The sequence below is a fragment of the Arthrobacter sp. 05L45_2 genome (genome assembly GCF_056397525.1).
This window is the reverse complement of sequence record NZ_JBFTNO010000018.1, coordinates 1-25,898: the sequence shown is the minus strand read 5'-3', so window position 1 is coordinate 25,898 and position 25,898 is coordinate 1. Positions and strand designations below refer to the sequence as shown.

Annotated in this window: 26 protein-coding genes and 1 pseudogene; 9 read left to right on the top strand and 18 right to left on the bottom strand. The window is 68.1% G+C overall.

Annotated elements, in window-relative coordinates; genetic code table 11:
* On the bottom strand, positions 1–666 hold a 666-nt coding region (locus AC1DHD_RS02955), incomplete at its 3' end, for a SulP family inorganic anion transporter (RefSeq protein WP_476878257.1).
* 272 nt (positions 667–938) lie between these two features.
* On the opposite strand from AC1DHD_RS02955, the gene AC1DHD_RS02950 reads away from it, so the two are divergent.
* Positions 939–1,949 (top strand): bile acid:sodium symporter family protein, encoded by a 1,011-nt coding sequence (locus AC1DHD_RS02950; protein WP_476878256.1) that lies wholly within the window; start codon positions 939–941, stop codon positions 1,947–1,949.
* Between the two features lie 19 nt (positions 1,950–1,968).
* Here AC1DHD_RS02950 and deoC read toward each other — a convergent pair whose 3' ends face one another.
* The 6 genes from deoC to AC1DHD_RS02920 are packed head-to-tail and all read right to left on the bottom strand — an operon-like array spanning position 1,969 to position 8,628.
* Complete coding sequence (gene deoC / locus AC1DHD_RS02945) at positions 1,969–2,652, bottom strand: deoxyribose-phosphate aldolase (protein WP_476878255.1); 684 nt, start codon at positions 2,650–2,652, stop codon at positions 1,969–1,971.
* Between the two features lie 20 nt (positions 2,653–2,672).
* Positions 2,673–4,664, bottom strand: coding sequence for an ABC transporter permease/substrate-binding protein (locus tag AC1DHD_RS02940; RefSeq protein WP_476878254.1), 1,992 nt, complete (start codon positions 4,662–4,664; stop codon positions 2,673–2,675).
* Positions 4,661–6,151, bottom strand: a complete 1,491-nt coding sequence (locus AC1DHD_RS02935; protein ID WP_476878253.1) for a sugar ABC transporter ATP-binding protein — start codon at positions 6,149–6,151, stop codon at positions 4,661–4,663. The genes AC1DHD_RS02940 and AC1DHD_RS02935 overlap by 4 nt, the downstream gene beginning before the upstream one ends.
* A 1-nt stretch (position 6,152) precedes the next feature.
* A complete protein-coding gene (gene rbsD / locus AC1DHD_RS02930) occupies positions 6,153–6,557 on the bottom strand; it encodes a D-ribose pyranase (RefSeq protein WP_476878252.1) in 405 nt (134 codons plus the stop codon).
* A 54-nt stretch (positions 6,558–6,611) separates the two neighbouring features.
* The gene (locus AC1DHD_RS02925; RefSeq protein ID WP_476878251.1) at positions 6,612–7,586 is read right to left on the bottom strand and encodes a ribokinase; all 975 of its coding nucleotides are present in this window, start codon (positions 7,584–7,586) and stop codon (positions 6,612–6,614) included.
* 31 nt (positions 7,587–7,617) lie between these two features.
* Complete coding sequence (locus AC1DHD_RS02920; protein ID WP_476878250.1) at positions 7,618–8,628, bottom strand: LacI family DNA-binding transcriptional regulator; 1,011 nt, start codon at positions 8,626–8,628, stop codon at positions 7,618–7,620.
* 397 nt (positions 8,629–9,025) lie between these two features.
* Between AC1DHD_RS02920 and AC1DHD_RS02915 the strand changes: the two genes are divergently transcribed.
* A complete protein-coding gene (locus AC1DHD_RS02915; protein ID WP_476878249.1) occupies positions 9,026–9,556 on the top strand; it encodes an SRPBCC family protein in 531 nt (176 codons plus the stop codon).
* The gene (locus AC1DHD_RS02910; protein WP_476878248.1) at positions 9,534–10,133 is read left to right on the top strand and encodes a DUF6919 domain-containing protein; all 600 of its coding nucleotides are present in this window, start codon (positions 9,534–9,536) and stop codon (positions 10,131–10,133) included. The genes AC1DHD_RS02915 and AC1DHD_RS02910 overlap by 23 nt, the downstream gene beginning before the upstream one ends.
* A 2-nt stretch (positions 10,134–10,135) precedes the next feature.
* Here AC1DHD_RS02910 and AC1DHD_RS02905 read toward each other — a convergent pair whose 3' ends face one another.
* The 4 genes from AC1DHD_RS02905 to AC1DHD_RS02890 all read right to left on the bottom strand — a co-directional run bounded on the left by AC1DHD_RS02905 (position 10,136) and on the right by AC1DHD_RS02890 (position 14,853).
* Positions 10,136–10,432, bottom strand: a complete 297-nt coding sequence (locus AC1DHD_RS02905) for an antibiotic biosynthesis monooxygenase family protein (RefSeq protein WP_476878247.1) — start codon at positions 10,430–10,432, stop codon at positions 10,136–10,138.
* Positions 10,433–11,047: 615 nt separating this feature from the next.
* The gene (locus AC1DHD_RS02900) at positions 11,048–12,658 is read right to left on the bottom strand and encodes a 5-oxoprolinase subunit B/C family protein (RefSeq protein ID WP_476878258.1); all 1,611 of its coding nucleotides are present in this window, start codon (positions 12,656–12,658) and stop codon (positions 11,048–11,050) included.
* A gap of 36 nt (positions 12,659–12,694) precedes the next feature.
* A complete protein-coding gene (locus tag AC1DHD_RS02895; RefSeq protein WP_476878246.1) occupies positions 12,695–14,032 on the bottom strand; it encodes an MFS transporter in 1,338 nt (445 codons plus the stop codon).
* A 47-nt stretch (positions 14,033–14,079) separates the two neighbouring features.
* Positions 14,080–14,853: a LamB/YcsF family protein gene (locus AC1DHD_RS02890; RefSeq protein WP_476878245.1), complete on the bottom strand. Its 774-nt coding sequence runs from the start codon at positions 14,851–14,853 to the stop codon at positions 14,080–14,082.
* 107 nt (positions 14,854–14,960) lie between these two features.
* On the opposite strand from AC1DHD_RS02890, the gene AC1DHD_RS02885 reads away from it, so the two are divergent.
* Entirely contained in the window at positions 14,961–15,647 is a 687-nt protein-coding gene (locus tag AC1DHD_RS02885) for a GntR family transcriptional regulator (RefSeq protein WP_476878244.1), read from the top strand.
* Between the two features lie 194 nt (positions 15,648–15,841).
* Entirely contained in the window at positions 15,842–16,177 is a 336-nt protein-coding gene (locus tag AC1DHD_RS02880; protein WP_476878243.1) for a hypothetical protein, read from the top strand.
* Between the two features lie 61 nt (positions 16,178–16,238).
* On the opposite strand, the gene AC1DHD_RS02875 is transcribed toward AC1DHD_RS02880, so the two are convergent.
* Positions 16,239–16,976 (bottom strand): LysR substrate-binding domain-containing protein, encoded by a 738-nt coding sequence (locus AC1DHD_RS02875; RefSeq protein ID WP_476878242.1) that lies wholly within the window; start codon positions 16,974–16,976, stop codon positions 16,239–16,241.
* 89 nt (positions 16,977–17,065) lie between these two features.
* On the opposite strand from AC1DHD_RS02875, the gene AC1DHD_RS02870 reads away from it, so the two are divergent.
* The gene (locus AC1DHD_RS02870; protein WP_476878241.1) at positions 17,066–17,461 is read left to right on the top strand and encodes a DUF5997 family protein; all 396 of its coding nucleotides are present in this window, start codon (positions 17,066–17,068) and stop codon (positions 17,459–17,461) included.
* 85 nt (positions 17,462–17,546) lie between these two features.
* Here the strand turns inward: AC1DHD_RS02870 and AC1DHD_RS02865 are convergent, their stop codons facing one another.
* Positions 17,547–17,924, bottom strand: a complete 378-nt coding sequence (locus AC1DHD_RS02865; protein WP_476878240.1) for a VOC family protein — start codon at positions 17,922–17,924, stop codon at positions 17,547–17,549.
* 123 nt (positions 17,925–18,047) lie between these two features.
* On the opposite strand from AC1DHD_RS02865, the gene AC1DHD_RS02860 reads away from it, so the two are divergent.
* Both AC1DHD_RS02860 and AC1DHD_RS02855 read left to right on the top strand, forming a co-directional pair.
* Positions 18,048–18,707, top strand: a complete 660-nt coding sequence (locus AC1DHD_RS02860) for a hypothetical protein (protein ID WP_476878239.1) — start codon at positions 18,048–18,050, stop codon at positions 18,705–18,707.
* Positions 18,707–19,342: an NADPH-dependent F420 reductase gene (locus AC1DHD_RS02855; RefSeq protein ID WP_476878238.1), complete on the top strand. Its 636-nt coding sequence runs from the start codon at positions 18,707–18,709 to the stop codon at positions 19,340–19,342. Before AC1DHD_RS02860 ends, AC1DHD_RS02855 begins: the two co-directional genes overlap by 1 nt.
* 54 nt (positions 19,343–19,396) lie before the next feature.
* Here the strand turns inward: AC1DHD_RS02855 and AC1DHD_RS02850 are convergent, their stop codons facing one another.
* The 4 genes and pseudogenes from AC1DHD_RS02850 to AC1DHD_RS02835 form a co-directional block, all read right to left on the bottom strand.
* On the bottom strand, positions 19,397–19,879 hold the full coding sequence (locus tag AC1DHD_RS02850; RefSeq protein ID WP_476878237.1) for a pyridoxamine 5'-phosphate oxidase family protein: 483 nt from the start codon (positions 19,877–19,879) through the stop codon (positions 19,397–19,399).
* A gap of 124 nt (positions 19,880–20,003) precedes the next feature.
* Positions 20,004–21,525: pseudogene (locus AC1DHD_RS02845) on the bottom strand (APC family permease).
* Positions 21,522–22,463: a universal stress protein gene (locus AC1DHD_RS02840; protein ID WP_476878236.1), complete on the bottom strand. Its 942-nt coding sequence runs from the start codon at positions 22,461–22,463 to the stop codon at positions 21,522–21,524. Before AC1DHD_RS02840 ends, AC1DHD_RS02845 begins: the two are co-directional and overlap by 4 nt.
* 52 nt (positions 22,464–22,515) lie before the next feature.
* A complete protein-coding gene (locus AC1DHD_RS02835) occupies positions 22,516–23,913 on the bottom strand; it encodes a flavin monoamine oxidase family protein (protein WP_476878235.1) in 1,398 nt (465 codons plus the stop codon).
* 156 nt (positions 23,914–24,069) lie between these two features.
* Here AC1DHD_RS02835 and AC1DHD_RS02830 point away from each other — a divergent pair, with 156 nt between their 5' ends.
* The gene (locus AC1DHD_RS02830; RefSeq protein WP_476878234.1) at positions 24,070–24,780 is read left to right on the top strand and encodes a TetR/AcrR family transcriptional regulator; all 711 of its coding nucleotides are present in this window, start codon (positions 24,070–24,072) and stop codon (positions 24,778–24,780) included.
* Between the two features lie 115 nt (positions 24,781–24,895).
* On the opposite strand, the gene AC1DHD_RS02825 is transcribed toward AC1DHD_RS02830, so the two are convergent.
* Positions 24,896–25,555: a hypothetical protein gene (locus AC1DHD_RS02825; RefSeq protein WP_476878233.1), complete on the bottom strand. Its 660-nt coding sequence runs from the start codon at positions 25,553–25,555 to the stop codon at positions 24,896–24,898.
* Positions 25,556–25,898 lie beyond the last annotated feature (343 nt).

The following is a 25,898-nucleotide window of genomic DNA, read 5'->3' as shown; positions in this document are numbered from 1 at the left end:
GGTGAACGGAACGTCGGGGAGCAACAGCGCCGGCAAGGAGTCCGGGAGCTCGCCCTTGTCGCCCACCGTGGGAACCGTGATGCCGGCAAGGACCGTGATCAGCGTCAGCACCACGATGGCCACGAGCGGTGCGGGTACTGCCCTCGTCAGCCGGGGCAGGCCAAAAACAATACCCAGGCCGAGCGCCGTCAGCGGGTACACCAGCCACGGGACACCCAGCAGTTCCGGCACCTGGGACATAAAGATCAGGATCGCCAGCGCGTTCACAAAGCCCACCATGACCGAGCGCGGAATGAAGCGCATCAGCCTGGCCACGCCGGCGAGCCCCAGGACTACTTGGAACAGGCCGGCCAGGATCACGGCGGCGACGAGGTAATCGACGCCGTGGGACTTCACCAGCGGGGCGGTGACAAGGGCCACGGCGCCGGTGGCAGCCGAGATCATTGCGGGACGCCCGCCCACGATGGCGATGGTGACTGCCATGGTGAAGGACGCGAACAGGCCGATCCGCGGATCGACGCCGGCGATGACCGAAAAGGCAATCGCCTCCGGGATCAGGGCCAGGGCCACGACCAGGCCGCCCAGGACTTCGGTCTTCAGCCGCCGCGGGGACAGCAGGGCGCCCCGGACCGACTGGCGTTGCTCGGGGGTTAACTCGGGGGTCAATACGGCGGGTAGGGCGGCCACGACTGGCTCCGTTCTGGCTGGGAGGGACGCAGCACCGCGCCGAAGGTTTGAGGGGGAAGCGCGTCGACCGGCGTCGCGGCGGGTCTCTAAAGTGCGCTCAGGAAATGCCTGCAAGGGGGCATGCCGGCGGGTTCAAGACTACAGCCGGGCACGYAGCGCCCCGTCGCCCGGCTAGGTCAAAAGTCTGACATAATCCCGCCCGGGCAGTCACGAACTGGCTCCGGGCACGCCGCCGGTGGCACCATGCTTGGATGCTTGAGGCAACCAAATCATCTCAGTCCGCGCCGGAGCCCCGCACTGACGCGGACGGCCCGGCGAACGCCGCCCTCGCCGCCGAGGCCAGAATCGCCCGCATTGCGGTCACCATTTTCCCGCTGCTCGTGGTGGTCGCCGGGGTCGCCGGTTTCCTGCTTCCGGGGGCCTTCAAACCGCTGGCGCCGAGCGTGCCGTACCTGCTCGGCATCATCATGTTCTGCATGGGCCTGACCCTCACCCCGCCCGACTTCGCCTCGGTCGCCCGGCGCCCCTGGGCCGTGGTGCTGGGCATCGTGGCGCACTACGTGATCATGCCCGGCGCCGGGTGGCTGATCGCGCAAGCGCTGCACCTCGAGCCGGAGCTCGCTGTCGGGCTGATCCTGGTGGGCTGCGCGCCGTCCGGCACCGCGTCGAACGTCATGGCCTTCCTTGCCAAGGGCGACGTCGCCCTGTCCGTGGCGGTCGCGTCCGTCTCCACGCTCCTGGCGCCGATCGTCACGCCGCTGCTGGTGCTCTTCCTCGCCGGATCGTACCTGCAGATCGACGCCGCCGGGATGGTCCTGGACATCGTCAAGACCGTCCTGCTGCCCGTGGTCGCCGGCCTGTTGGCCCGGCTGTTCCTGAAGAAGGTCGTCGCCAAGGTCCTCCCCGCCCTGCCGTGGGCGTCCGCCGTCGTGATTTCGCTGATCGTGGCGGTCGTGGTGGCCGGCAGCGCCAACAAGATCGTCGCCGCCGGCGGCATCGTCTTCCTGGCCGTTGTGCTGCACAACGGCTTCGGCCTCGGCCTGGGCTACCTGGCCGGCAAGCTCGGCCGCCTCGACGACAAGGCGCGCCGCGCCCTCGCCTTCGAGGTGGGAATGCAGAACTCGGGGCTGGCAGCCACCCTGGCGACGGCACATTTCAGCCCGCTGGCCGCGCTGCCGTCCGCCGTCTTCTCGCTGTGGCACAACATCTCCGGCGCGATTGTGGCCGCGTGGCTGGCCCGGCGCCCGCTGCAGGACGCGTAGCACCGGGCCAGGCGCCGGCCTAGTACCCGGTGCTGCGGCCGCCGCCGAGGACCTCGGCGGTTCCGGAGAGCCCCAGCCGGGTGGCGCCGGCCGCGACCATGGCCTGCGCAGCAGCCCAGTCCCGGATGCCGCCGGAGGCTTTTACGCCCAGGCGCGGAGCCACTGTTCGTGCCATCAGCTCGACGGCATGGGTGGTGGCCCCGCCGTCGAGGTGGAAGCCCGTGGAGGTCTTGACGAAGTCCGCCCCGCTGGCTTCGGCGGCCTCGCAGCAGCGGATGATCTGCTCATCGGTCAGTGCGGCTGTTTCCAGGATGACCTTCAGCACCGTTGGCGCAGGCACGGCCTCCCGTACAGCCCGGATATCCTGTGCGACGGCGTCGTAGTCACCGGCCCGGACGGCCCCGACGTCGATGACCATGTCGATCTCGTCCGCGCCGTTGCGCACCGCCTCGCCGGCCTCGGCCGCCTTGACGCTGCTGTGGTGCTTGCCAGACGGGAAGCCGCACACCGCGGTGACGCGGGTGGCGGCGGTGCCGGGCAGCGGGAGCATCGACGGCGAGACGCAGACCGAGTAAGCCCCCAACCGCGCGGCCTCGGCGGCCGCCTCCGCTGCTTCGGCGCGGGTTCCGGTGGATTGCAGGAAGGTGTGGTCCACGATCGCGGCCAGGCCGGACGCATCCAGCGACGCATTCAGGTCAGTCATGATTCTCCTCGGAGGTGGGGCTACTTGCAGGTGGCGGTGTCGCCGATGCCGCGCAGGTACGAGCAGAACCCGTCGACGCCGCTGCGGGTAACGAGCTTGCCCTGCAGGACCCGGGATTCCTCGACCTTCTCGCCGCTGGCCACGGCGTGGCCGATCTTTACGACCTCCTGGCCGAGGGCAAACGGGGACTCGGCGTTCGTGGCGTACATCTCGCCGCTCTTGACGGCGGCGAGGGCGTCGCCGATGCCGTCATTGCCCACGATCTTGATCGAGGACAGCAGGCCGCGCGACTTCACGGCGGCCACCGCCCCGAGTGCCATTTCATCGTTCGCGCCGTAGATGCCGGTGATGCCGGGGTTGGCCTGGAGGATGTTGGTGGTCACATCCAGGGCCTTGCCGCGATCGAAGTCCGCTGACTGCACGGCGACAACCTGCACGCCCGGGCATTCCTTCATGCCGGCTTTGAACCCGGCGGACCGGTCCCGTGCAACGCTCGTGCCAAGGAGGCCCTGCAGCTCGGCGACTTTGCCGGTTCCGCCGACGGCCTCGCAGAGTGCCTTTGCGCCGTTCTTGCCGGCCTGGACTGCGTCGTAGCCGATGAACGCGGCCAGTTTGCCCTGATCGGGTGCCCGGTCAAAGGCGACCACCGGCACATTGGCCTGGTTGGCCTTGACCGTGATCGAGCCGCCGGCTTCGCTGGAGGTCGGGTCGAGGAGCAGGACCCCGGGCTTCTTGACCAGCGCGGTGGTGGCCTGGTTCAGCGATGCGGTGTCGTTGTTGTTGGCGTTCTGCACGTCGAGGTTGACGCCGAGCTTCGCGGCCTGGTCCTTGGCGCCGTCGCCCACGGAGACGAAGAACGGATTGTTCAGCGTCGAGATGACCAGGGTGGCGCTCTTCGCGCGGTTGTCCCCGCCGCCGTTGTCCGCCGAGCGGAAAGCGGTGGTGACCCCGGCTCCGACCACCAGGAGGCCGACGACGGCGAGCATGGCGACCTTCGGGAGGAGCGGCGCGGGCGAGCCGGTGTCCGCAGCGGACGCCGCCGTCGTCGTGCCCGTCTTCGCCGGGCCTGCGCGGAAGATGCGCATCAGCACTCCCGAGTTCCGGTCCACGAAGACGGCCAGCAGGATCACGGCGCCCTTGACGACGCTCTGCAGGAACGGGGAAACGTTGAGCAGGTTCAGCCCATTATCGATCATCGCCAACAGGACCGCGCCGACGAGGGTGCCGAGCAGGGCGCCGCGGCCGCCGGAGAGGCTGGTGCCGCCGATGATCACCGCGGCGATGGCGGCGAGTTCCAGGCCGGTGCCCGCGGTGGGCTGCGCGGTTCCAAGACGGGCRGTAAGGATAAAGCCGGCGGTCGCGGCGAGGACACCGGAGATCATAAAGGCCGTGATCTTGACCCGGTCCGTGCTGATGCCGGCGAGGCGGGCGGCGTCGGCGTTATCGCCGGTGGCGTACAGTTCCCGGCCGTAGCGGGTGCGGGCCAGGATGTAGCCGAACAGCACGCCAAGGACCAGCATGATCCAGATCGGAGTGGGGATTCCCAGGAGGCTGCCTTGGCCGAGGGCCAGGAACGCGTCACTGGTCACCTTGACCGGGTTGCCCTGGGAGAACTGCAAGGTAAGCCCGGCGAAGATGGACATGGTTGCCAGGGTCGCGATGAACGAGGGCATCTTGGCCTTGGTGACCAGCAGGCCGTTGATCAGGCCCGCCAGGGCGCCGACCGCGAGGCCCGCGGCCAGACCGGCCACCACACCGTACTGGCTGATAACGCTGGCGGTGGTGATCGCGGTGAAGCCGAGGACCGCACCGACGGAAAGGTCAATCTCCGCAAGGATGATCACGTATGTCTGGCCGGCGGCGATCAGGGCCACAACGGCTGCGGTGAGGAGGACGTTGAGCATGTTGGACGGCTGCAGGAACAGCGGTGTGGCGAAGACCAGGGCGATCGCTACGAACGCGAGCATCCAGACCGCACGCAGCTGGTCGTTGAAGAGGGATATTTTTTTCATCGGGATACGGTCTCCATTGCGTGTTCCAGGACGGACTGCTGGGTGAGGGCGTCGGAGGCCAGTTCAGCGTTGATGCTGCCTCCGCGCATGACCAGCACCCGGTCCGACATTTCGACTAGTTCGGGAAGGTCTGATGAGACAAGGACGACGGCGACGCCCTGGGCGGCGACGTCATTGATGATGGAGTAGATCTCGGCCTTGGCGCCCACATCAACGCCGCGGGTGGGCTCTTCCATCAGGAGGATGGCAGGGTTGCCCAGYAGGCAGCGGGCGAGCAGCACCTTCTGCTGGTTGCCACCGGACAGGGTTCCGACGGGGTCATCGATGGTGTTGCATTTGACGCTCAGCCGGGTCGAGATCTCCTGGCACCGCTCCCGCTCCCGTTTCAGCGCCACGATCCCGTTCCGGGTGATGGCACCGAGGGTAGCCAGGGATTCGTTGTGCGAAATGGGCTGCGCCAGGGTCAGGCCCTCCGCCTGGCGGTCCGGGGTCAGGTAGGCCACACCGGCGCTGATGGCGTGCCGGGGCGAGGCCAGGCTCAGCGGCTTGCCGTCGATGCTGACGGTGCCCGCCGCGTTGACCAGTCCAAACAGGGCACGCAGGACCTCGCCTTTTCCGCTGCCCATCACGCCGCCGATGCCGAGGACCTCGCCGGCCCGGACCTGGAAGGAGACACCGTTGACGCCGGCGGCTTCGAGGTCCCGGACGTCCAGCCGGACCCGCTCGGTTCCGTGGTGCTCCTTCGGATAGAAGTTCTCCACTTCGCCGCCCACCATGGCTGCCACGACGGCGGCCTCGGTCAGTTCCGCGGCGGTGCCGGTTTTGGACACGCGGCCGTCCCGCATCACAACAATCCGGTCGGACAGCGCGAAGACCTCCGGGAGGCGGTGGCTGATGTAAATCACGGCCACGCCGGYGGCCTGGATCTTGCGCACCTGCGCGAACAAGAGCTCGGATTCGCGGTCATCGAGGGCCGCCGTGGGTTCGTCGAGGATGAGCAGCTTCACTGAGTGGTTGAGGCAGCGGGCCAGCTGCACAAGCTGTTGCTGGCCGAAGCTGAGGCTCCCCACCGGACGCCGGGTGTCGACGTCGATCCCCACCTGGCTGAGCAACTCGGCGGCGCGGGCGTGCATCTTGTCCTTGTTGACGAACAGCTTCCCGAACTCGCCGGTGCCGTCATGGGCGAAGATGTTCGAGGCGACGTCCAGCTGCGGGAACAGGTTGTTCTTAAGTTCCTGGTAGATGACCTGGATACCGGCCGCCATGGCGTCCTGCGGACCGCCGAATTTCCGCGCCTGGCCGTCGATGGTGATTTCGCCGGAATCGGGCTGGTAGGCGCCGGCGATGATCCGGGTCAGGGTGGACTTCCCTGCCCCGTTCTCCCCAACGAGGGAGACAATCTCGCCCGGTTCAATGGTGAGGTCCACACCGCGCAGTACCCGGTTGGGGCCGAAGGATTTGGTGATGCCGCTGAGGGTGAGAGTCATGTCAGTACACCACCCCGGCGATGAGGATGACGTTGGCGTAGGAGGTGAACTCGCCGGAGCGGACGGCGGCCTTGGAGTTCCTGGTCCGCTGCTTGAAGTCCGTGTGCGGGACCAGTTCCAGTGGGATTCCGTGGCTTTCGAGCCGTTCCGTGAGGGCCGCGAGGAGCTCGGGGCTGTGCTCGGCGATTTCCGAGGCCGCAATGGCCCCTTCCGCCTCGACTTCGGCCAGGACGACGTCCAGGCATTCAAGGAACCGCGGGACGTTGGCTGTCAAAGCCAGGTCGATCCGTTCCACTCCGGCCGGGATGGGCAGGCCGGCGTCAGTGACCACCAGTTCGTCGGTATGACCCAGTTCCGAGATGACCCGGGCGAGGGATGCGTTGAGGGTACCGCTGTTTTTGCGCATGGTTGCTCCACTGCGTTGTAGAGGGATGGGACGTTGGTGGGGTGGTCGCGCCGGCTAGCGGGCGGCGGCGGCCTGCCCGGCGAGGAAGGTGTCGATGGCTTCGCGCCGGGGAAGGCTGGGACTGGCTCCGGCCACGGTGACGGCCAGCGCGCCGCCGGCCATGGCGCGCCGGAGGGCGTCGTCCCAGTCCAGACCCTCGGCCAGGGCGCTGCCCAGGACACCGGCGAAGGCGTCGCCGGCCGCCGTCGTGTCCACGGCGGTAACCCGGAAGGGTTCCTGCACGGTGACCGTGGTGCTGACGGCGCCGGTCCGTTCGACGACGACGGCGCCCGCGCCGGCCAGCGTGATGACTGCACGGTGCACGCCGCGGTCCGTGAACCACCGGCCGGCCGCCGTGGCGGATGCGTGGTCCGTGACCTCGATGCCGGTGATCAGCCTGGCTTCGGTCTCATTCGGCGTGACGATGTCAACGTGCTGCCAGAAGTCCGGGTCGAGCCCTGCCGCCGGCGCCGGGGCGGGGTCCAGGATGACGGTGATGCCGCGGGCCTTGCATCCGCGCGCAGCTTCGAGCGCCGATTCGTGCGGGATCTCCAGCTGGATCAGGGCGACTGCGGACTGCTGTCCGGGCTGCTCGAGGGTTTCCCGGATGTGCGCGGGGCTGAGCCGGGAGTTGGCGAGCGGGATCATCACGATGTCGTTTTCGGCCGAGGAGTCCACGCGGATGTGTGCGATGCCGGTGGGGCCTTCGGTGCGGAGGACGTTGGAGGTRTCGATGCGTTCCTCGGCCAGCGTTCCGAGGACCAGCTCGCTGAAGCCGTCGTTTCCGACACTGCCGACCAGCGAGACCTGGCTTCCGGCGCGTGCCGCAGCCAGTGCCTGGTTGGCGCCCTTGCCGCCGAGCACCATTGTGAACGAGTTGCCGAGCACCGTTTCGCCTGGCTGCGGCAGGCGGTCACTGAAGCTGGTCAGGTCGCAGGTGATGCTGCCGATCACCAGTACGTTCCCGTTTCCGGGCGCAGTTGTTGTCATGGGATTCCTTAAGCAGGGGTCAGGTGGGGTGTCAGTGGGAGGGCGGAGCGGCGCAGGACTGCCGGATGGTCAGGCTCACCGGAAGGACCTTGTGCTCCAGCGGGGGCTGGATGGGTCTGCCGAAGTGTTCGATCCGGGCGAGCAGCAGGTCTGCGGCGGCATGGCCCTCGGCGATGGCGGGCCGTGAGATGACGGTGACCGGCGCCGGGAGGAGCTCCGCCAGGTCGAAATCGTCAAAGCAAAGGAAGGACAGCTGCCCGGGAATGGAAACGCCGGCCGCGTGCAGCGAGAGCAGGGCGCCCTGGGCCATGGTGTTGTTTCCCACGAAGAGGGCGGTGATTCCGGTGGGGTCCTCGATCAGTTCCTGGGCGGCGCGGCGGCCGAAGTCGCGGCTGAACTCCCCGATCTTGATGGCCTCCGCGGGCACCTGGATGCCGGCGTCGGCCAGGGTCTGCAGGAAGACTTCGTGCCGGACACGTCCGGGGACGGTGTCCTGGCGGCCGCTGATGATGCCGAACCGGCGGTGCCCCAGGGACAGGAAGTATTCCGCGGCTGCCTTGGCGCCGCTGGCGTTGTCGACGTGGACCAGGTCAAAGCCGGGGTCCTCGCCCACGGTGCGGTCGATGAGGACCACCGGCTTGTTGAGGCCGGAGAGCATACTGCGCGTGTTCTCGCCCTCCTCGGCCGGAACGATCGCAACGGCGTCGACCGCCTCCACGAGGTTTCCCAGCAGTTCCGCTTCGGCGCTGGACTGCTCATCGCTGCTGGCAACGATGATCCGGAACCCCTGTGTCATGGCCCTTTCCTCGATGCCCCGGACCAGGGTAGCGAAGTAGGGGTTGGAGATATCAGGAACAATGACGGCAATGCTGTGGTGCTTGCCCAGGCGCAGGCCGCGGGCGCTGGCGTTCGGCCGGTACCCGAGATCGGCGATGGCCTGCCGGATGGCGTCGGCGCTCCGGACGTTTTCCCCCGCGAGCATGCGGGAGACGCTTGCAATGGAGACGCCGGCGAGCTTTGCCACGTCATGGATGTTCGCCACGGGTGCACTCTCCTTTGAGTCGGCCAGCTGGGCGGGTCCGGCACGTCACGGCCGGGGTGGGACAGCCGGTTGTGAATCCAATCACGCCGGCTTTGCAATACTGTAAACGTTTTCAGTTAGCAGCACAAGAGCCGGTTTTCTGCCGGCTCAGCCCAACACCGCGGGTAACTCCTTGGTAAACGCCAGCGGGCGCGGAGAACGGTCTGACGGCGATGGTCAGCTCGCCGTCCTTCCTGGCGGCCTCCTCAACCGGGGCGGCGGCCATGTTCCGTTGCAAGATCTTCCGGTTCTGTTACCGAAGATTGCCCCGCGTGACGCGAGGGGACGGAATTGTGCGCCGCCGACCCGGCCCTCGCCTAGCCTGCATAGAAGACGGCAGACGATTGGGGGGCGCAAGGTGTCACTGACGACGCGCGGGACAACGCATCAGCTGGCCATTGACGCCCCCGGCGACCTGGTCTTCGGCGTGTTGCGCGACGCCTCGCACTGGCCCTACCTGGATGGTCTCACCATCTATTCCGAGCACGTCAGTGGCGACGAGTGGGAACACGAATTGAGGATCTCCGTCGTGGCGAACGGCGCCCTCAGTTCAAGTCACTGCCGCCGGCTCTTGGATCCGGGCCGGCTGCGGATCCTCTTTGAGCAGGCGCGGCCCGAGGCCCCGCTGGTGCGGCTGGCCGGCGGCTTGGCAGTGACGCGCGGCGCCGACGACGAGGCCGGCCTTGCAGTGGTCACGCTAAGTCACGAGTATGAAGTTGAGGACGGTGCGGCGGATCTCTCCTCCTGGATCCACCGCAGTATTGACGATTACGGCCAGCGGGAACTTGCCGCCCTCAAACTCAGTTGCGAACGGCTCGCGGTTTTGTTGCGGCAGCATTCCGGTGGCCGGGAAGTGGAAGTGGCCCATGGACGACCAGTACACAACTGAACGGGACGGCTTTGGCAGGCTGCTCGCCGACCGGCAGGTCTGGCGGCAGGCCACCACCATCCCTGCGGCCGGGGAACTGACCGCGCGCTGGCTCGAGGGCAGGAGCCAGTACCAGCCGGGGACTTTCACCGCCGGCATCGACGCGGAAACGGAGCCGATCGCCGACCAACTCGCGGTATTGAACCGCAGCGGCCTGTTCACCAAGGAGTCGCAGCCCGGCCTTCGCGAGGGCGGCAACACCCAGCGCGCTTATGTCACCGGCTACTGCGCCCCGGAGTCGGCCGGCCGCCTGCTGGAACTCTCATCCCGGACCGAGCTGGTGACCGTGGGGCACGCCCCGGGCGAGATGAGCCGCGCCTCAATCCCCGTGACGCTGCGGGACACGGAGATCGTCACGGTTTTGGGCACCAGCGAAAGCCCGATCGAGGCAGACCAGCTCCAGGACTGGTCGGCCGAGGCCAACGAATCGCTGGCCCTGGTGCTCGCGGAGTCCTGGTATGTCGAGGTTTTCGACCCGGTCTGGGGGCGCGACGACGTCCTGCTGGACGCGGTGCTCGACGCCCTCACCGCGGGGTAAGCTCAGCCGATTCCGGCAGCCTCGTCCAGGGTGCGGGCCTCGAAGTGTTCGAGCATCTCCCGCATGGCCTCGACGCCCTGCGTAAAGGTGTCCGACGCCCGCCACTGCTCAATCTGTTCCAATGACTCCCAGGGGCCGGTGCTGATGAAACGGTTCCGCACATCCCGGTCATGCATCAGCACAGCCTTGGCGTGGGGGTAGTCCTCCTGGGTCTTCCGTGCCAGATCGCGCCAGGCCTGCACAAAATCGTTCTCGCGTCCCGGGTGGACCAGCCAGATTCCAAGTGTGTAGACAGACATGGCTGCCGCCTCCATTCTCCGTACGGGGTTGATACCGGCGATTATGAACCCGCCGCAAAGGAGCCGGTAGGGCCGGACTGCCCGGCGGGGCGGGGCGGGGGTGGCGGGGCGGTGGGGTGTGCCGTGCGTGCGACGGGGGCGGCGTGGCGACATGCCCATCGGTGGTCGTCAGGAATGGACATGCTCGTCGGTTAACTTCAGCGACGACGGGCATGTGCATCGAACGTCAGCAGGAATGGACATGCTCAATGGTGGTCCGCGAGCGTGGGCATGCTCAACGACGATCTTCCCGAAGGATGGGCATGCTCGTTGTTAGTCGAGGCCGCTGGACATGCCCATCAGTGCCCGTCAGGAGTGGACATRCTCGTCCGGGCGCACCGAGAAAGACGGACATGCCCAGTCTTCGAGCCCAAGGATGGACATAGTTGCGTTATGTCCATTGGTCGGCGCGAACGTTGAGCATGTCCGATGGGTGCTCCCGGGGACGGGCATGTCCCGAGGTGGGGCCGGGACTCCTCCGGCACGCGCGCCAAAGCCTGCCGGGCAACGGCCTCCGCAGTCGCACCAGGTCCAAGACCCACGAGTCGTCACGCCCTCGCCAGCCCCGACCAACCCTCAAAGGACCTCGGTGCGGTCCGCCCACCTGAAGCGAATGGTCCCACCGATCGGCACCTGCGCGGCGAGGTCCAGTTGCGAGTCGACGACGACGGCGATCACCGGGTAGCCGCCCGTGATCGGATGGTCGGCCAGGAACAAAACGGGCAGGCCTTCGGGCGGAACCTGCAGGGCGCCGGAGACGGTCCCCTCGCTGGCCAGTTCCCCGTCGCGGGCGCGCTGAAGCGGAGTCCCGTCCAGGCGCATCCCCACCCGGTTGGACTGCGGCTTGACCTGCCACTCCTGGCCGGTCAGGGAATCCAGCGCCGCCTGATCGAACCAGTCCGCGCGCGGGCCCGGCACGACATCCAGGACTGTCACCCCGGAGCCGGGAAAGTCCGGCTGCAGTTCGGGGTCGCCGACGACGCCGGATTCGGCACCGCTTCCGGCCGCGAGGAAGCCGCCGGCAGCCAGCGGGTCGGGACCGATCCCTGACATGGTGTCGGTGGACCGGCTGCCGAGGACCGGGGCTGCGTCCACCCCGCCCCGCACTRCGAGGTAGCTGCGGAAGCCTGCCTCCGGCACACCCACGGTGAGGGTTTCGCCGTCGAGCAGGACAAACGGGGCGGCCATCGGGACGGTGCGGCGGCCAGGCTCGTCTTCCGAGACGTCCGGTGTGGTGATGACCAGTTCGGAGGGTGCCCCGGCGACGGCCAGGACCTGGTCACCGACAGCTTGCACCCTCAGTCCGCCGGCCACGGTTTCGATCGCCGCGGCCGACGGCGTGTTCCCAACGAGCCTGTTGGCGCGGCGCAGTGACGCCCGGTCGAGGGCGCCCGACGCGGAAACGCCGAGGCCGGAGTGGCCGTGCCGTCCGAGGTCCTGGATCAGGCTCTGCAGGCCGGGTGAGACGATCCGGAGCCCGGCCCCTGCCTCCGACTCGGCGCGCTCGGGCCGCGGAGCCGCCGCCAGCGGGACGGTCTCCCGGACGGGCCGGAACTGGATCCGCGTACCCGGGGCGGCGAGGGCAGGCTGCTCCCGGTCGAGGTCCCACATCCGCGCGGAGGTGTGGCCGATCAGCTGCCAGCCCCCGGGCGAGCGGCGGGGGTAGACCGCCGAATAGGTTCCGGCCAGCGCCACGGAGCCTGCAGGCACTGCGGTTCGGGGCGAACTGCGGCGCGGAACCTCCAGAGTGTTGTCCTCCCCCACGAGGTATCCGAAGCCGGGCGCGAAGCCGGCGAAGGCTACGGTCCACTGCTGGCGTGTGTGTGCGGCGATCACGCCATCGACCCCAAGGCCGGTCAGCTTCCCCACTTCGGTGAGGTCCTCGCCGTCGTACACGGTGTCGATAACAACCAGGCTGCCATCGCGCTGCACCGGATCGGTGAGGTCGAGCTGCAGCAGCTGCGCGCCGATCCGGCGGGCGGCGGAGGGCGAGTCGGCCGTGACCATCACGGTCCGGGCTGCGGCCAGGACGTCCACCTGGCCCGGCAGCGGGTGCTCCAAAAGCAGCGCTTGCAGCGCCAGTACGCCCTCGGTACCGGTCAGCTCGGCCAGCACCGCGCGGGTGCCCACCGCCCGCACCGACTCCACTTTGTGCCCGGATGCCCCCCGCGCCACCCCCGGCTCCATCCCTGCGTCCATGATTACCCCCGCCATTTCCCGCACCTAGGCGCGCGTACCCTGCAGCAGTCGCTCTTCCTCGCTGGACTGCGGGTTCCGGCCAATCGCCAGTCCCACCACCGTCACTACCGCGGACAGCGCGAGGTAGCCGGCGATCAGGAACCAGTTCCCGGTGGCGGCGAAGAGTGCGGTGAAGACCAGCGGGGCAATGGCGCCGCCAATCACTCCGGCGAGGGTGTAGGCCAGCGAGCTGCCGGCGTAGCGCAGCCGGGCGGGGAACTGCTCGGTGATGAAGGCGGCCTGCGGGCCGTACATAAATGCGTGCAGGGCCAGGCCGATCACGACGCCGATGGTCAGGACAGCCACCGATTTGCCCTGGATCATCAGGAAGAAGAGCGGAATGTAGATGGCGGTGGCGACGGCGGCGAGGCCGTAAACGAGGCGCCGGTTGAACCGGTCCGTCAGCGCGCCGGCGGCCGGGATCAGGGCCAGCTGGAATGCCGAGCCGATCAGAATGGCGCCCAGGACGTTGCCGGTGGTCATCCCGAGCTGCTTGGTGGCGTAGAGGGCGACGAAGACGGTGAACAGGGAGTACAGCACGTCCGGGCAGATCCGCGAGAGGGCGGCCGCCACCAGGGCGCGCGGTTCCCTGGTGAAGACTTCCTTCAACGGTGCTTTGGGGGCTTCGCCGTGGGCCTGGATGGCTTTGAAGACCGGGGTTTCTTCGAGCCGGAGCCGGATCAGGAGGCCGAAGACCACCAGCAGTGCGGAGGCAAGGAAGGCCACGCGCCAGCCCCAGGACAGGAAGGCCTCGTTGCTGAGGGTCGCCGCGAGCAGGGCCAGGACGCCGTTGGCCATGAGGTTGCCTGCCGGTGGCCCGATCTGGGCGGCCGAGGACCAGAACCCGCGCTTCCGGGCATCCCCGAATTCGCTGGAGAGCAGGACGGCTCCGCCCCATTCGCCGCCGACGCCGATGCCCTGGGCCAGGCGCAGCAGCACCAGGATGGCCGGGGCGGCGACGCCGATGGCCGAGTAGTCAGGCAGCACGCCGATGAGCACTGTGGCTACGCCGATCAGCATCAGCGTGACAACGAGGACATGCTTGCGGCCGATCCGGTCGCCGAGCCGGCCGAAGATCACGCCGCCGATGGGTCGGGCCAGATAGCCGACGGCGAAGGTCGAGAAGGACAGCAGCAGTCCCACCAACTCGTCGCCTACCGGGAAGAAGATCTTGGGAAAAATCAGGGCCGAGGCGACCGAGTAGATCGCAAAGTCGTAGTACTCCAGCGAKGTGCCGGTGAGGCTCGCGATGTAGGCCTTGAGGGCGCCGGGCGGCAGGTTCCTTTTGGCGGCGGCCGGAGCGGCCTGGTGTGGTGTGGTCATGATGGTCCTCCAAATTTCGGTGCGGCGCCGTTGCCGGACGGGTGAGGTTAGACGAAGGGGGCGGTGCCGATCCCGGCAGCTTCGAGCGCCTCCCGGACGGCGGCCGCCATCGCGACGGCTCCCGGGGAGTCGCCGTGGACACAGATGCTCTCCGCGCGGATCTTCAGGATGGAGCCGTCGACGGTGCGGACCGCCGAATCGGCGGCCATCCGCAGGACGTGTTCGGTGACTTCGGCATGGTTGTGAAGCACGGCGCCGGGCAGCGTGCGGGAAACCAGGGTGCCGTCCGGGTTGTAGGCGCGGTCGGCAAAGGCTTCCGTGACAGCGCGCAGCCCGGCAGCCTCGGCCAGGCGGAGCACTTCGGAGCCCGGCAGGCCCAGGATGGGCAGGCCCGGGTCGACGGACCTGACGGCGTCGACGACGGCCTTCGCCTGCGCGGTGTGCGCCACGATCGCGTTGTACAGGCCGCCGTGCGGCTTCACGTAGGTGACTGTGCCGCCTTCTGCGGCGGCCAGGGCCTGCAGCGCGCCGATCTGGTACACGACGTCGTCCGCCAGTTCTATGGGGTCGATGTCGAGGAAGCGGCGGCCGAACCCGGCTAGGTCGCGGTAGCCGACGTGGGCGCCGATCCGGACTCCGGCGGCTACGGCTTCCCTGCACGTCCGGCGGATGACGCTAGGGTCGCCGGCGTGGAATCCGCAGGCCACGTTGGCGCTCGAAACGGACCGGAACATGGCGGAGTCGTCGCCGATGCTCCAGCGGCCGTAGGACTCGCCGACGTCGCTGTTCAGGTCGATGGTGGTCGTCCCGGTAGTGCCCATTCGTGATCCTCGTCTCAGTGTGGTGCTCCTACTAGGATGCCCCATTGTGTTGGATTGTTCAACAATCCGACGATTCACCTGAAGAACAATCGTGTAGATTCGGCACTATGAGCACACCCGACGCCGCCCCGCAGGCCCTGGCAGCGGCGGCCCGGCTGCGGATCGCCGTCCCGTCCGTGGCGGATCGGGTCGCGGCCGAACTCCGGCAGCAGCTGGCCGACGGCGTACTGCTCCCGGGCGCCCGGCTCACCGAGTCGACCATCGCGGAGGACCTCGGTGTCTCGCGCAACACCGTCCGCGAGGCTTTTGCTGAACTGGCCGCCGAGCGTCTTGTGGTCCGGCAGCCCAACCGCGGCGTCTTCGTGGCCAGCCTTGCCCCCGGCGACATCCACGACGTCTACACGGTGCGGCGCGCCATCGAGGTCGCAGCCCTCCGCGGCGGCGGCAGCCCAGAGCGGGTGGCTGCGGTCCGCGCCGCCGTCGACGAGGGCCGCGCCGCCGCGGCAGCCGACGACGAGGAAGGCCTGGGCACCGCAAACCAGCACTTCCACAAGGCAATCGTCGCCCTGGCCGGCAGCCGGCGCTTGGACACGATCATGTCCCAGGTCCTCGCCGAAATGCGGCTGTTCTTCCACAAGGCCACGGTGGACGCGCACTTCTACCGCAGCTACCTCGACGACAATGAGCTGATCTGCACCGCCCTGGAGGCGGGCGACACGGCCCGGGCCGCGGACCTGCTGCTGGCCTACCTCGACCGCTCGGAGCAAAAGCAGAGCGCGGTCCACGGCGCCTGACTTTCCCGGGCCGCGGGTCTGCCGAAACGGATTTGGCCTCGCGACGCGCAAAATACCTGTCGCACCGGAAATACCCGCGGCGCTGGGCAATATCCGAGTCGGGTGGACCAACCCGCGTCGCCCAGCTACATCCGCGTCGCCCAGCTACATCCGCGTCGCCCAGCGCGCGGGACCCCGCTTGTTAGGCTGACGTCATGAAACGACGCCTCGCCGCCCTGTCCGCCGTTGCCCTGATGCTCCTCATTTCCGGCTGCGGCCAGGTGCAGCAGGCTGCCGAAAAGGCGGTCAATGACGGCGCGTCCCAGGTTGCCAGCGCGGCCGGCAGCGAGATCAAGAAACAGGCCTGCTCACTCGTGGCAGACGGCCTGGTCAGCGTCCAGGACAAAAAGGCCCTGGCCGGCCTGGTGGCCGGCGCGAAGGGCGCAGGAGTGCCGGCGGAGATCACCACCCCGCTGAAGCAGATCGCGGATTCCGGGGACCAGGTGCCGGCCGACGCCGTCAAKAACCTCCAGGCCGCCTGCGCCAAGTAGGCCGGTCCGCCCGCGGGGTCGCCCGGGAAACGGCGACCTCCCCCCAGTCAGTGGGGTCGGCTTAGCGCTTTCCCTTTTTGCGGGATCCCTTGCCGCGGCCCTTGTCCGGGTTCGGCGCATACCGCTGGGCCACTTTCGGCTTCTTCACGGCCGGGCCACGGCGGTCCGGCTTCGGCGCGCGCTTGGGCTTATCCTGCTGGGCCGAGGGCTGCCGGGAACTGGCGGCGGTCCGGCCGCGGACGATCCCGATGAACTCCTCGATGACTTCGTCTGTGGTGTCGCTGGGCCAGGCCAGGGCGATTTCGGTGCCGGGGGCGCCCGTGAGTTTCCGGGCCACCGTGTCCTTAACGTTGAAGTGCCGGGCCACGGACATCGGCAGGATCACCAGGCCCGCGCCACTGGCCACCACCTGCAGGGCCGGTTCGGGTCCGCCAAGGGCGGCGACGTCCAGGAAGGATTCCGCGGCGAGATCATCCAGCGCGACCTCCTCGAAGACCGAGATTTCGTGCCCCTTCGGCGCGACCACCACGGGTTGTTCCTCGTAGAGGGGGATGACGCTGAGGCCCTCGCGCTCCACAGGAAGCCGGACGAAGCTCAGGTCCGCGGAGCCGTCCCGCAGCACCGCGAGCTGCGCGCCGTCGTCGGCCATAAAGGAGCGCAACGGAACGTCCGGCATCCGCTCTTCCCAGCGCCGGATCCACTTGCCGGGGGTCACACCGGCAACATACGCGAATGTCAGCTCCCGGACGGCGGCATCGGGGTGGTCGTGGGGCTGGGCTGTTTCTTCGTCTGCGGGCACACGTTCACAGTACCGCCAGTGCCGCAGGATGGTCCGGCCCCGGCGGCCGGGTGGTGCCCTGCGGCCATCCCGCCGGATACCCTTGAACCATGACCTCTGCAAACTCCCAGTCCATGAAGCCGGCCACCRTTGCCAAGAAGCTTGGCATCTACCTGCCCGCAACACCCCAGGAGTTCCAGGATTCGGTTATCACCCGCGCAGATTTCGCCGAGCTCCAGGCCAACCCGCCGGAGTGGCTTGCCGAACTACGCCGCACCGGCCCGCACCCGCGCCCCGTCGTCGCCCAGAAGCTCAACGTCTCCATCAGCGGCCTGGCCCGCGGCGGCGTCGAGGAGGCGCTGACGACGGCGGAAATCACCGCGCTGCTGCAGGCTCCCCCGGCCTGGCTGGTGGCCGAACGCGCCACCCACGCCGCCGTCCGCGCCGAGGCCCAGCGGGTCAAGGACGACGCCGCGAAGAAGGAAGCGAAGCGCGCACGCCAGTAGCGCCCGCCCGTTTCGACGGTTCCGCGCCGCTTCGACGCCGGTAACCATCCAGCCTGCAGGGAACCGTCGAAACGGCGGCCCGCGCCTAGTCCTGGTGCAGCTGGACGTAGTTCCCGCAGCCGTCGTCCAGGACCACCGTTGTGCCGCCCGGGCCCTCCGACGGCTCGGACTGGAAGACCACACCCTTGGCGGCCAGCCGTTCGTATTCGGCCCGGACATCCGGCACGCCGAAGACGATCGCGGGCATCCCGGCATCGTGCAGGGCGTTCATGTACGTGGCCCCGATCGGATTGTCACTGGGCTCCAGCAGCAGCCCCACACTGCCGCCGTCGCCGGGATCCTTGACGATGTAGAGGTTGTGTTCGGGCAACACCATCAGCGTTTCAAACCCGAGGACTCCGGTGTAGAACTCGTGGGCGGCGGCCGGGTCCTTGACGTGGATACTGCACATTTTCAATCGCATGCGCCCTAGGCTACGCCGCGGTAGCTGCCGCGGGGAGCCGCCCATTGACGGTCCGGCGCGGATGGACTCCAATGGAATCAGCGGAACTGCGCCCGCCCGGTCGCGTCCCGCGGGAGGTGCGCGATGCCGTCACTTGGAGGATCCGGCCCGCTGGGGGCCTGGCAGTTCCTGGCGCTTGCCCTCCTGATTGTCGGCGTTGTGGCCGCCTCGACGTTTATGGTCCGTAGGCACCGGGCGTCCGACGGCGCCCTGCCGGACGCCGTGTTCTGGGACGGTTTCGCGGGGCTCACCGTCGTTCTTCCCGCCGTCGTCCTTCCGGCTTTGGCCTCCCCGCGGGCGGGATCGGTCCTGGCCGGGCTCGCCGTGGCCACGGCCGTGCTCAGTTACCGCTGGGCGCCGGCGCTCTTCCGCTGGCAGGAGAACCGGCAGGCGGTGCGGGACGCCACAGCCGACGACGCCGCGGCGGCGCTCCGGCACCGCGCGGCCCTGGCACGCTGGCAGCGCTACGAGCTGGATCCCGCCCTCGAAATCGAATTCCCGGCCATGACGGACCCGGGGTGCGCAGAGACCGCGGCCATGTACAAGGCGATGCGGGCGGCCGATCGCTTGCGCGGCGGCACCGGTCACAGCCGCACCGGGTACGGCCGCACCGGTCACAACGGCACCGGCGGGGACGGTACGCCGTCCACGGGCTACAGCACCGCCGTCGAACGCTTCGAACAGGCACTGGCAGAGGCTGAGACCGCCGCAGGCGCCCGGGAAATTTCCACAGGAGGGGCATGATGACTGACATCACGATAATCGGCAGCGGCAACATGGCCCGGGCGATCGGACTCCGCGCCGTCGCAGCGGGCCGCTCCGTGCAGGTCCTGGACCGGACGCCGGACAACGCGGCCAAACTCGCGGCCGAGCTGGGTTCCGGCACTACGTCCGGCGGCCTGGGCGACGTGCCCGACGGCGACATCGTGGTGCTGGCCCTCTATTTCGAACCGGCGAAGGAGGTCGCCACGCACTATGGCGACACGCTGAGCGGCAAGACAGTGATCGAGATCAGCAACCCGATGGACCCGGAAACCGGGGACTCGGAGGTGGAACCCGGGAGCTCCGCGGCAGAGGAAATCGCCCGGCTCCTGCCCGGCGCGCGGGTGGTGAAGGCCTTTAATACGACGTTCGCCGGGCCGCTGGCGGAGGGCTCCTCACAGGGCATGGCCCTGGACGTTTTTATTGCCTCCGATTCGGAGGCGGCCCGGAATGACGTGGCGGCCTTCGCGGCCGCGGCCGGACTGCGGCCCCTCCAGGTGGGCGCGCTGCGCCACGCCCGCGACCTGGAGGGGATGCAGATGCTGGTGATGGGCCTGCAGATGAACCCGGCATACGAGTCCTTCGCCTGGAGCACGGCGCTGAAAATCCTCGACTGAGCGGCGAAATCCGGCGCCGACCCCCTGCCCCGGCCCCGGCCGCGGAACCCGCGCCTAGAGTTCGACCGTTCCGCTTTCGCCGACGCTCATCCGGCTGTTCGTGACCTTCGATTTCACCCACTGCAGTACGGTCGCGGCCGTTCCGCCGGGGCTGGTCCAGTACTCGGCCGAATCGGAGTCCACGCGCAGCAGGACCACGCCCGGGGTGTCCGGGCCGTCCGGGAACCAGGCCTCGACCATCTGGTTCCACCGGTCGTGGATGGCCTGCCGGTCGGTAACAACCTCCGCGGTGCCGGCCACGGAGACCCACTCGGTCCGCTTACCGAATGAGACGTTGACTGCGGGATTGGCTTTGATGTGGGCTACCTGGGAGGTTTCTGCCGACGTAAAGAACCACATGTCGCCGTCGTCCTGCACGTCCTGAACGGCCAGCGGCCGGCYGACAAGGGCGCCTTTTTCATTGATGGTGGTGAACATCCCGATCCGCGAATCGTTGATGATGTCCGTCACCTTGCTGATGTCCTGTGCGTCCGACATGCGCTCACCACTTCCATAATCCAACGGAGGAAGGTCCTCCTTCCGCCAGCCTATTGATAAGTGTGCTTAGTTTTCAAGGAGCGCACACGGGGCCGGCGGAGGGAGGACCTCCAACACACGGAGATCAGCCGCGGGTCAGGACCTGCCCCTTGAAGAAACCGGGACGGAGCCTGGCCATCACCAGCATCAGGACCACGCCCAGCAGGATCACGCCCATGCCGAGGATGAACACCAGGCCCAGGCCACCGATGGAGGAACCTGAACCGTAGTCCGGGTCCATGGAGTCGTAGGCGGTCTTGAAGAACATCACCAGCAGGATCACGCCGCCCAGCAGCGGGGCCAGGAACTTGAAGAAGAACGAGTGCGCCCCGCTGAAGGCCTCGGCCCGGAAGAACCAGACGCAGGCCAGGGCCGTGATGCCGTAGTAGAAGCAAATCATCATGCCCAGTGCCGTGATGGTGTCGTACAGGGCGTTCTCGGACAGGGTCCGGGTGATGACGTAAAACGCTGCGGCCGCGGCGGCCGAGGCGATGGTGGCGTAGCTCGGCGATTTGTAGCTGGGGCTGATCCGGCCGAATTTTTGCGGCAGGGCCTGGTAGTGGCCCATGGACAGCAGGGTCCGCGCCGGGGAGACGAACGTGGACTGCAGCGACGCGGCCGAGCTGCTCAGGATGGCCAGGGACATCAGGATGGCGAACGGGCCCATCACGGGTCCGGCGAGGACGGCGAAGATGCTGCCCTGGTTGTCCGGGTTTCCGGTGCCGGCCCTCGGTTCCGACGCCGGCGAAGGCCAGGGTGGCCAAAGCGACGGTCATGTAGATGATCACAATCACCAGGACCGTGACGGTGGCGGCCCGGCCGGGGGTCTTCTCCGGGTTTTTCGTTTCCTCGTTCATGGTCAGCGTGACGTCCCAGCCCCAGTAAATGAAGATGGACAGCGACACGCCTGCTGCAAAGGCGGAGAAGGATTCGACGGCGAACGGATTGAACCAGTCCGGTGCGATGGCTGTGGCATCGAAGGCCGTCCCGTTCGCCACGTGGCTGAACGCGGCGACGGCGAACCAGCCCAGGACCAGCAGCTGGAAGGCCACGAGCACGTACTGCACCGTCTTGGTGGTTTCCATGCCCCGGTAGGAAACCCAGCACGCCAGGGCAATGAACACCAGGGTTGTGGCGATGTTCAGCGGCAGGACCTTGGTGAGGTCCGCCAGCTCCGGATTGCCGAAGAGCTGGGCCAGCATGAGGTAGAAGAAGTCCACGGCGACGGCGGCAAGGTTGGACAGCACGATGATGGTCGCCGCGATCAGCCCCCATCCGCCCATCCAGCCGATCCACGGCCCGAACGCCCGCGAAGCCCACGTGAACGAGGTTCCGGCGTCGGGCATGGCGTTGTTGAGCTCCCGGTAGCCGAACGCCACCAGCAGCATCGGCAGGAAGCCGACCAGGAAGATGGCCGGCAGGTGGACGCCCACCTCGGCGACTGTCGGGCCGAGGGCGGCGGTGAGGGTGTAGGCCGGGGCGATGCAGGATACGCCGATGACGACGGCGCCGATCAGCCCCACCGACCCGGCCTTGAGGCCCTTCTCGCTCAGGCCGTGTTGCCGGTCCGCCGGGCCGGCTGCGGTAGCCACGTGTTTGGTGCTCATGCTGTTGCCTCTCGGGAGGTGTCATTCGACGTTGAATGGGTTCGGGTCTTGAGTTCGTAGTCGCTGGGGACCACGATCATCGGCACCGGCAGCGCGCGCAGTATCCGGTTGGCGGTGCTGCCGAGGAAGATGGAGCGGCTCCGGGCAAGGCGGCTGGATCCGATCAGGAGGACCTCTCCGTCTTCCCAGTCGAGCCGGTCCACAGCCTCTTCGACGTCCCGGCCCTGGGTCACGACGACGTCGGCCCTGCCGTCGGGCGAGGAAGCAGCGGAACCGGCGGCGCCGGCGGCGCCGGCCGGGAGCGCCGCGGCGAGGTGCCGGGTGGCGTACGCGTTGGCGGCAGTCGCGGCGTCCGCGGAGTCCCCGGAGTCCCCCTCGTCCAGGGTCAGCAGGGAGACCACGCGCAGGGGAACTTCGCGGTTGACCGCCATCGAGACGGCGTAGTCCAGCAGTTCCTCCGCGCCCGGGCGGTCCCCGAGTCCGCAGCTGACGCGGGTCAGGGCCTCCCGGCGGTGGTAGCCGTGCGGGGCGAGGGCCACCGGGACAGTGGCTGCGTGCAGCAGTGCACTGGCCACCGAGCCGATGGTGAAGCGCTTGAACAGCCCGCTGCTGGTGGCGCCGATGATGAGCATGTCCGCCTGGAACTCGTCACAGGCCTCGATCAGCGTCTGCGCATCGGATTCACCGCTGCGGACGTGCGCTGCGGCCGGGACATCCGCCGGCACCAGGGCGAGGGCTCCCTCCAGCCATTCCCCCGCCTGCTGGTGCAGATAGCTGTCATATCCCGCGGCGGGGGCGTGCGCGGCGTTGAACGGCCCGGGCTCCGGGATGGCCACCACCAGGTCCAGGCTCGCTCCGCGGCCGCGGGCCAGGGAGACGGCCAGGTTCACGGCGTCGCGGCCCCTGGCATTGGCKGAATACCCCACTACGTAACGCATCTGGCCGACCTCTCTGATCTTCTTTTCGGATTGTTGGATGGACTTTGGGGACTTAGCGTGCGGCCGTGGTCCGGTCCGCGGCCGCGGCGATCCGGGATGCGACCCGGCGCCCCATCCGGACGGCGCCGTCCACGTGCTGGTAGCCCTCAGCAGCAAGGTCCGAGGAGGCCCAGTAGATCGGCCCGACGGGCGCGTGCTGGTCCTTGCCGTAACGGTGCAGCCCGCCGAGGTCGTAACTGGCCGCGTACGCCCCGCGGGTCCACTCTTCGGAACCCCAATCGGATTCGTAGTAGATCTCCGGGGTGAGGGCCTTTTCGCCCAGGAAGGCGGCGATCGATTCGAGGATGGCGCGCTTGCGGTCTGCGGCGCTGAGCTCGAACATGGCGTCTGCTTTTTCGTCGGAGACGAAGCCCACGAGGGTGCCGCGGGGATCCTCGTGGTTGGTGTTGTCGTAGACCTCCTGGACCAGGGCGTCCGCGCCGAAGCAGGTTCCGGACAGGCCCTCTTCGCGCCAGAACTGTGTGCTGTAGACGGCGTGCACCTTGATCACGAGGCCCAGGGACTGGTGCTGGTGCATCTGGTGCTGGCGCCGCGGCAGGGGCGGGTTGTAGGAGACCCGGGAGTAGAGGTTGGGCGGGACGGCCATGATGACGAAGCGGGCCGTCACGGTGGCCCGGTCCGATTCGACGGTCACCCGCTGCCCCGCGCTGCCCTCAGCGGCGGCGCCCTCCCAATGGATGGTGCGCACCGGACTGGAGAGGACGACGTCGTCGCCCAGTTCCGCGGCCTGCAGTAGCGAGACCTGCTGCATGCCGCCGACGACGCGCTTGTCCAGAATGAAATCCTCATCGGTGAGGTTGGTGAAGGAGCCCGCGGAGGCGGCCATCAGCACGGCCTGCAGGGCCGAGAAGGCGTGGGCCGGCTTGGTGAGCATGCCGCCGGCGATGAAGAGTCCGATGTTGTTGCAGGCTTCCTCGTCCGAGGAGTTGGCCCGCAGCCAGTGATGGAAGGAGATGGTGTCCAACTCGCGGGCCTTGGGGTGGGCCCACGGCTCGGAGGCGCCGATCTCCGCGGCGAGCGAGTCCAGGAGGGCCGTCAGCTTGTCCATCTCGGCCGCGGTGGTGGCGCTGACGGGGAAGGTGTCGCCCGTGTAGAGCGTGCGCCGGCCGTCTGCGCCGATGTAAACCGATTCGCCGGCCCGGTAGCGGTCGTAGGTCTCGAGCCCGAGTTCGTCGAGGAGTTCCAGCAGCGCCGTCTGGTCCGGCGAGACCCACTGGCCGCCGATCTCCAGCATGGCCCCGTCGACGGTGTCGGTCCACGTCCGGCCGCCCACGCGGTCGCGGGCTTCCAGCACGGCGACGCTCAATCCGGCCTTCCGCAGCTCCCTGGCTGCGGTGAGGCCGGCGGGCCCGGCTCCGACGATGACGACGTCGCGGTCAAGTTCCAGCATGATGTCCTCTCCGTGGCCGCAAAGTGATGCTAACCACTAAATGAATGCCATTCATTTACGACGACTATAGCGGTACGGTGCAGAAGAGGGAAGACCTCGGGAGAAAGTCGCCTACGGTGGAATAATCCTTGGGACAGCCAAGAAGAAAGGTCGCGAATGCCGGCAGCCAGCAGCGCCACCGCGGATCCGCTCCGCCCCGACGCAACGACGGGCCGCCGGGTGGGGCGGCCGCCCGCTGCCGTCCTCGACCAGGCCGGGATCACGTCCGCCGCACTGCAGTTGGTGCGCAAGAGCGGCTATGACGCCTTCACCATGGCGGCCCTGGCGCGCTCACTGAACGTGGCGCCGTCGGCCCTGTACAACCACGTGGCTTCCAAGCGGGAGGTGCTGGTACTCATCCAGGACCACCTGACGTCTTTCGTCGATGTGTCGGCCTTTGAATCAAAATCCTGGGATCAGGCGGTCCGGGACTGGGCCTGGAGCTACCGCGATGTCTTTTCGCGGCACACTCCCCTCATTCCGGTGATCGCGGTCCTTCCGGTGGCCGACGCGCCCAAGACCCTGGCCATGTATGAGGCCGTCAGCGCCGGGTTCAGCCGGGCCGGCTTCCCGCAGGCCCGGATTGTCTCAGCGATTGTGGCCCTTGAGTCCTTTATCTTCGGCTCCGCCTACGACGTCACGGCGCCTGCGGACATCTTCGACGCCGGCAGCCTGGCCTCGTCTACGCCCCACTTCTCCGCCGCCGTCGCCAGCCTCGGTGACCAGGGCTACGCGAACCAGGCGGATGCGGCCTTCAGCCTGGGACTGGAGGCACTGGTGGCGGGATTCGGGGCGCTCCGGGCGAATGGCGAAACTCCGGCCAAATAGCGGTTGGCCGGAGTTTCACTTCATTATGTGCCGGGGCACCTGACTGTTTGCTTAGAGTACGCAAAAGGGAGGGCCCCAAGACCCTCCCTTTTGTCAGCTGGCCCTCGGCCCGCGCTTAGTCGTTGTTGTCGCTGCCCTCGTGGTGGTCACGGTGGCCGCTGTGGTCTTCGTTGTGGTGGCCCTGGTTGTGGTCGCCCTCGTTGTGGTGGGCCACATTCCAGTGTTCCGGGCGGTGGCGGGAGTCATCCCGACGTTCCGCATCGCGGCCGTGCTGCCGGGCCTCGGGAGCGGGGGTCGCCGCGGCGGGTACAGCGGCGGCCGGCTTGGCGGCTTCAACCTCTGCCGCGTCGTCACCCTTGCGCTCAGTGGCCTTATGCTCGGTGGCCTCGTTTTCAGTGGCCTCCGTTCCGGCCTCGTTGCCCTCGTTGACATCGCCGGCCTCGTTGTCGTCACCGGATTCCGGCTCTGCCGGAGCGGGCGCCGAAGAGGCCGGGGCGGACGGGGCCGGTTCCGGTGCCTGCGGGGCCGTCGGGCTGGGCTTGGGCGTCTCGGTGGGCGCCTCAGTGGGTGTCTCGGTAGGTGTCTCCGACGGGGACGCCGAAGGCGTTTCGAAGGGTGACTCCGAGGCCGCGGATGCAGGGGCCGTCGCTTCACTGCCGGCGTCGGCCGTGGTGATGTTCGCGAACGCGGCCGCGCCCCCGCCCAGGGCGATCGCGCCTGCGGCAACCGAGCTGATGAGGAACTTGCTCGCGGCAAGACTGGTCAAAATAGGCATGGAAACCTCCGGAATTTCTCGTCTTGATTGCTCATTGGATATTTCTCGGATTGGGCTGCGGCTGCCTCACCGCACGTTCGGACTGACCGAACGCCCGCACCACCGTAGGCACATATGCGGTGCGTGTTGGGCGTTCCTGCGGTGATGCTGTGGTTCTGTTCATCTCCCGTTCACTTCCCGCAGGATGCCTGCCCGGTCAGAATGCCGCGGTTTCCCGGGCACGTCCGGCTAGGCTGACGCCATGAAGACCCGGTTATCTGCCGCAATGCTGCCGGCGCTGCTGCCAGCGCTGGTGCTCGCCACCGGCTGCACCCCGGCCCCGACGGCCTGCCCCGCCGTCGGC

Excerpts from the sequence above, each read along its gene's own strand:
- AC1DHD_RS02950 (WP_476878256.1), top strand. The coding sequence starts at position 939 with ATGCTTGAGGCAACCAAATCATCTCAGTCCGCGCCGGAGCCCCGCACT.
- AC1DHD_RS02905 (WP_476878247.1), bottom strand. The coding sequence starts at position 10,432 with ATGTCTGTCTACACACTTGGAATCTGGCTGGTCCACCCGGGACGCGAG.
- AC1DHD_RS02885 (WP_476878244.1), top strand. The coding sequence starts at position 14,961 with ATGAGCACACCCGACGCCGCCCCGCAGGCCCTGGCAGCGGCGGCCCGG.
- AC1DHD_RS02835 (WP_476878235.1), bottom strand. The coding sequence starts at position 23,913 with ATGCTGGAACTTGACCGCGACGTCGTCATCGTCGGAGCCGGGCCCGCC.
- AC1DHD_RS02830 (WP_476878234.1), top strand. The coding sequence starts at position 24,070 with ATGCCGGCAGCCAGCAGCGCCACCGCGGATCCGCTCCGCCCCGACGCA.
- AC1DHD_RS02890 (WP_476878245.1), bottom strand. The coding sequence starts at position 14,853 with ATGGGCACTACCGGGACGACCACCATCGACCTGAACAGCGACGTCGGC.
- AC1DHD_RS02855 (WP_476878238.1), top strand. The coding sequence starts at position 18,707 with ATGACTGACATCACGATAATCGGCAGCGGCAACATGGCCCGGGCGATC.
- rbsD (WP_476878252.1), bottom strand. The coding sequence starts at position 6,557 with ATGCGCAAAAACAGCGGTACCCTCAACGCATCCCTCGCCCGGGTCATC.
- deoC (WP_476878255.1), bottom strand. The coding sequence starts at position 2,652 with ATGACTGACCTGAATGCGTCGCTGGATGCGTCCGGCCTGGCCGCGATC.
- AC1DHD_RS02910 (WP_476878248.1), top strand. The coding sequence starts at position 9,534 with ATGGACGACCAGTACACAACTGAACGGGACGGCTTTGGCAGGCTGCTC.
- AC1DHD_RS02865 (WP_476878240.1), bottom strand. The coding sequence starts at position 17,924 with ATGCGATTGAAAATGTGCAGTATCCACGTCAAGGACCCGGCCGCCGCC.
- AC1DHD_RS02825 (WP_476878233.1), bottom strand. The coding sequence starts at position 25,555 with ATGCCTATTTTGACCAGTCTTGCCGCGAGCAAGTTCCTCATCAGCTCG.
- AC1DHD_RS02860 (WP_476878239.1), top strand. The coding sequence starts at position 18,048 with ATGCCGTCACTTGGAGGATCCGGCCCGCTGGGGGCCTGGCAGTTCCTG.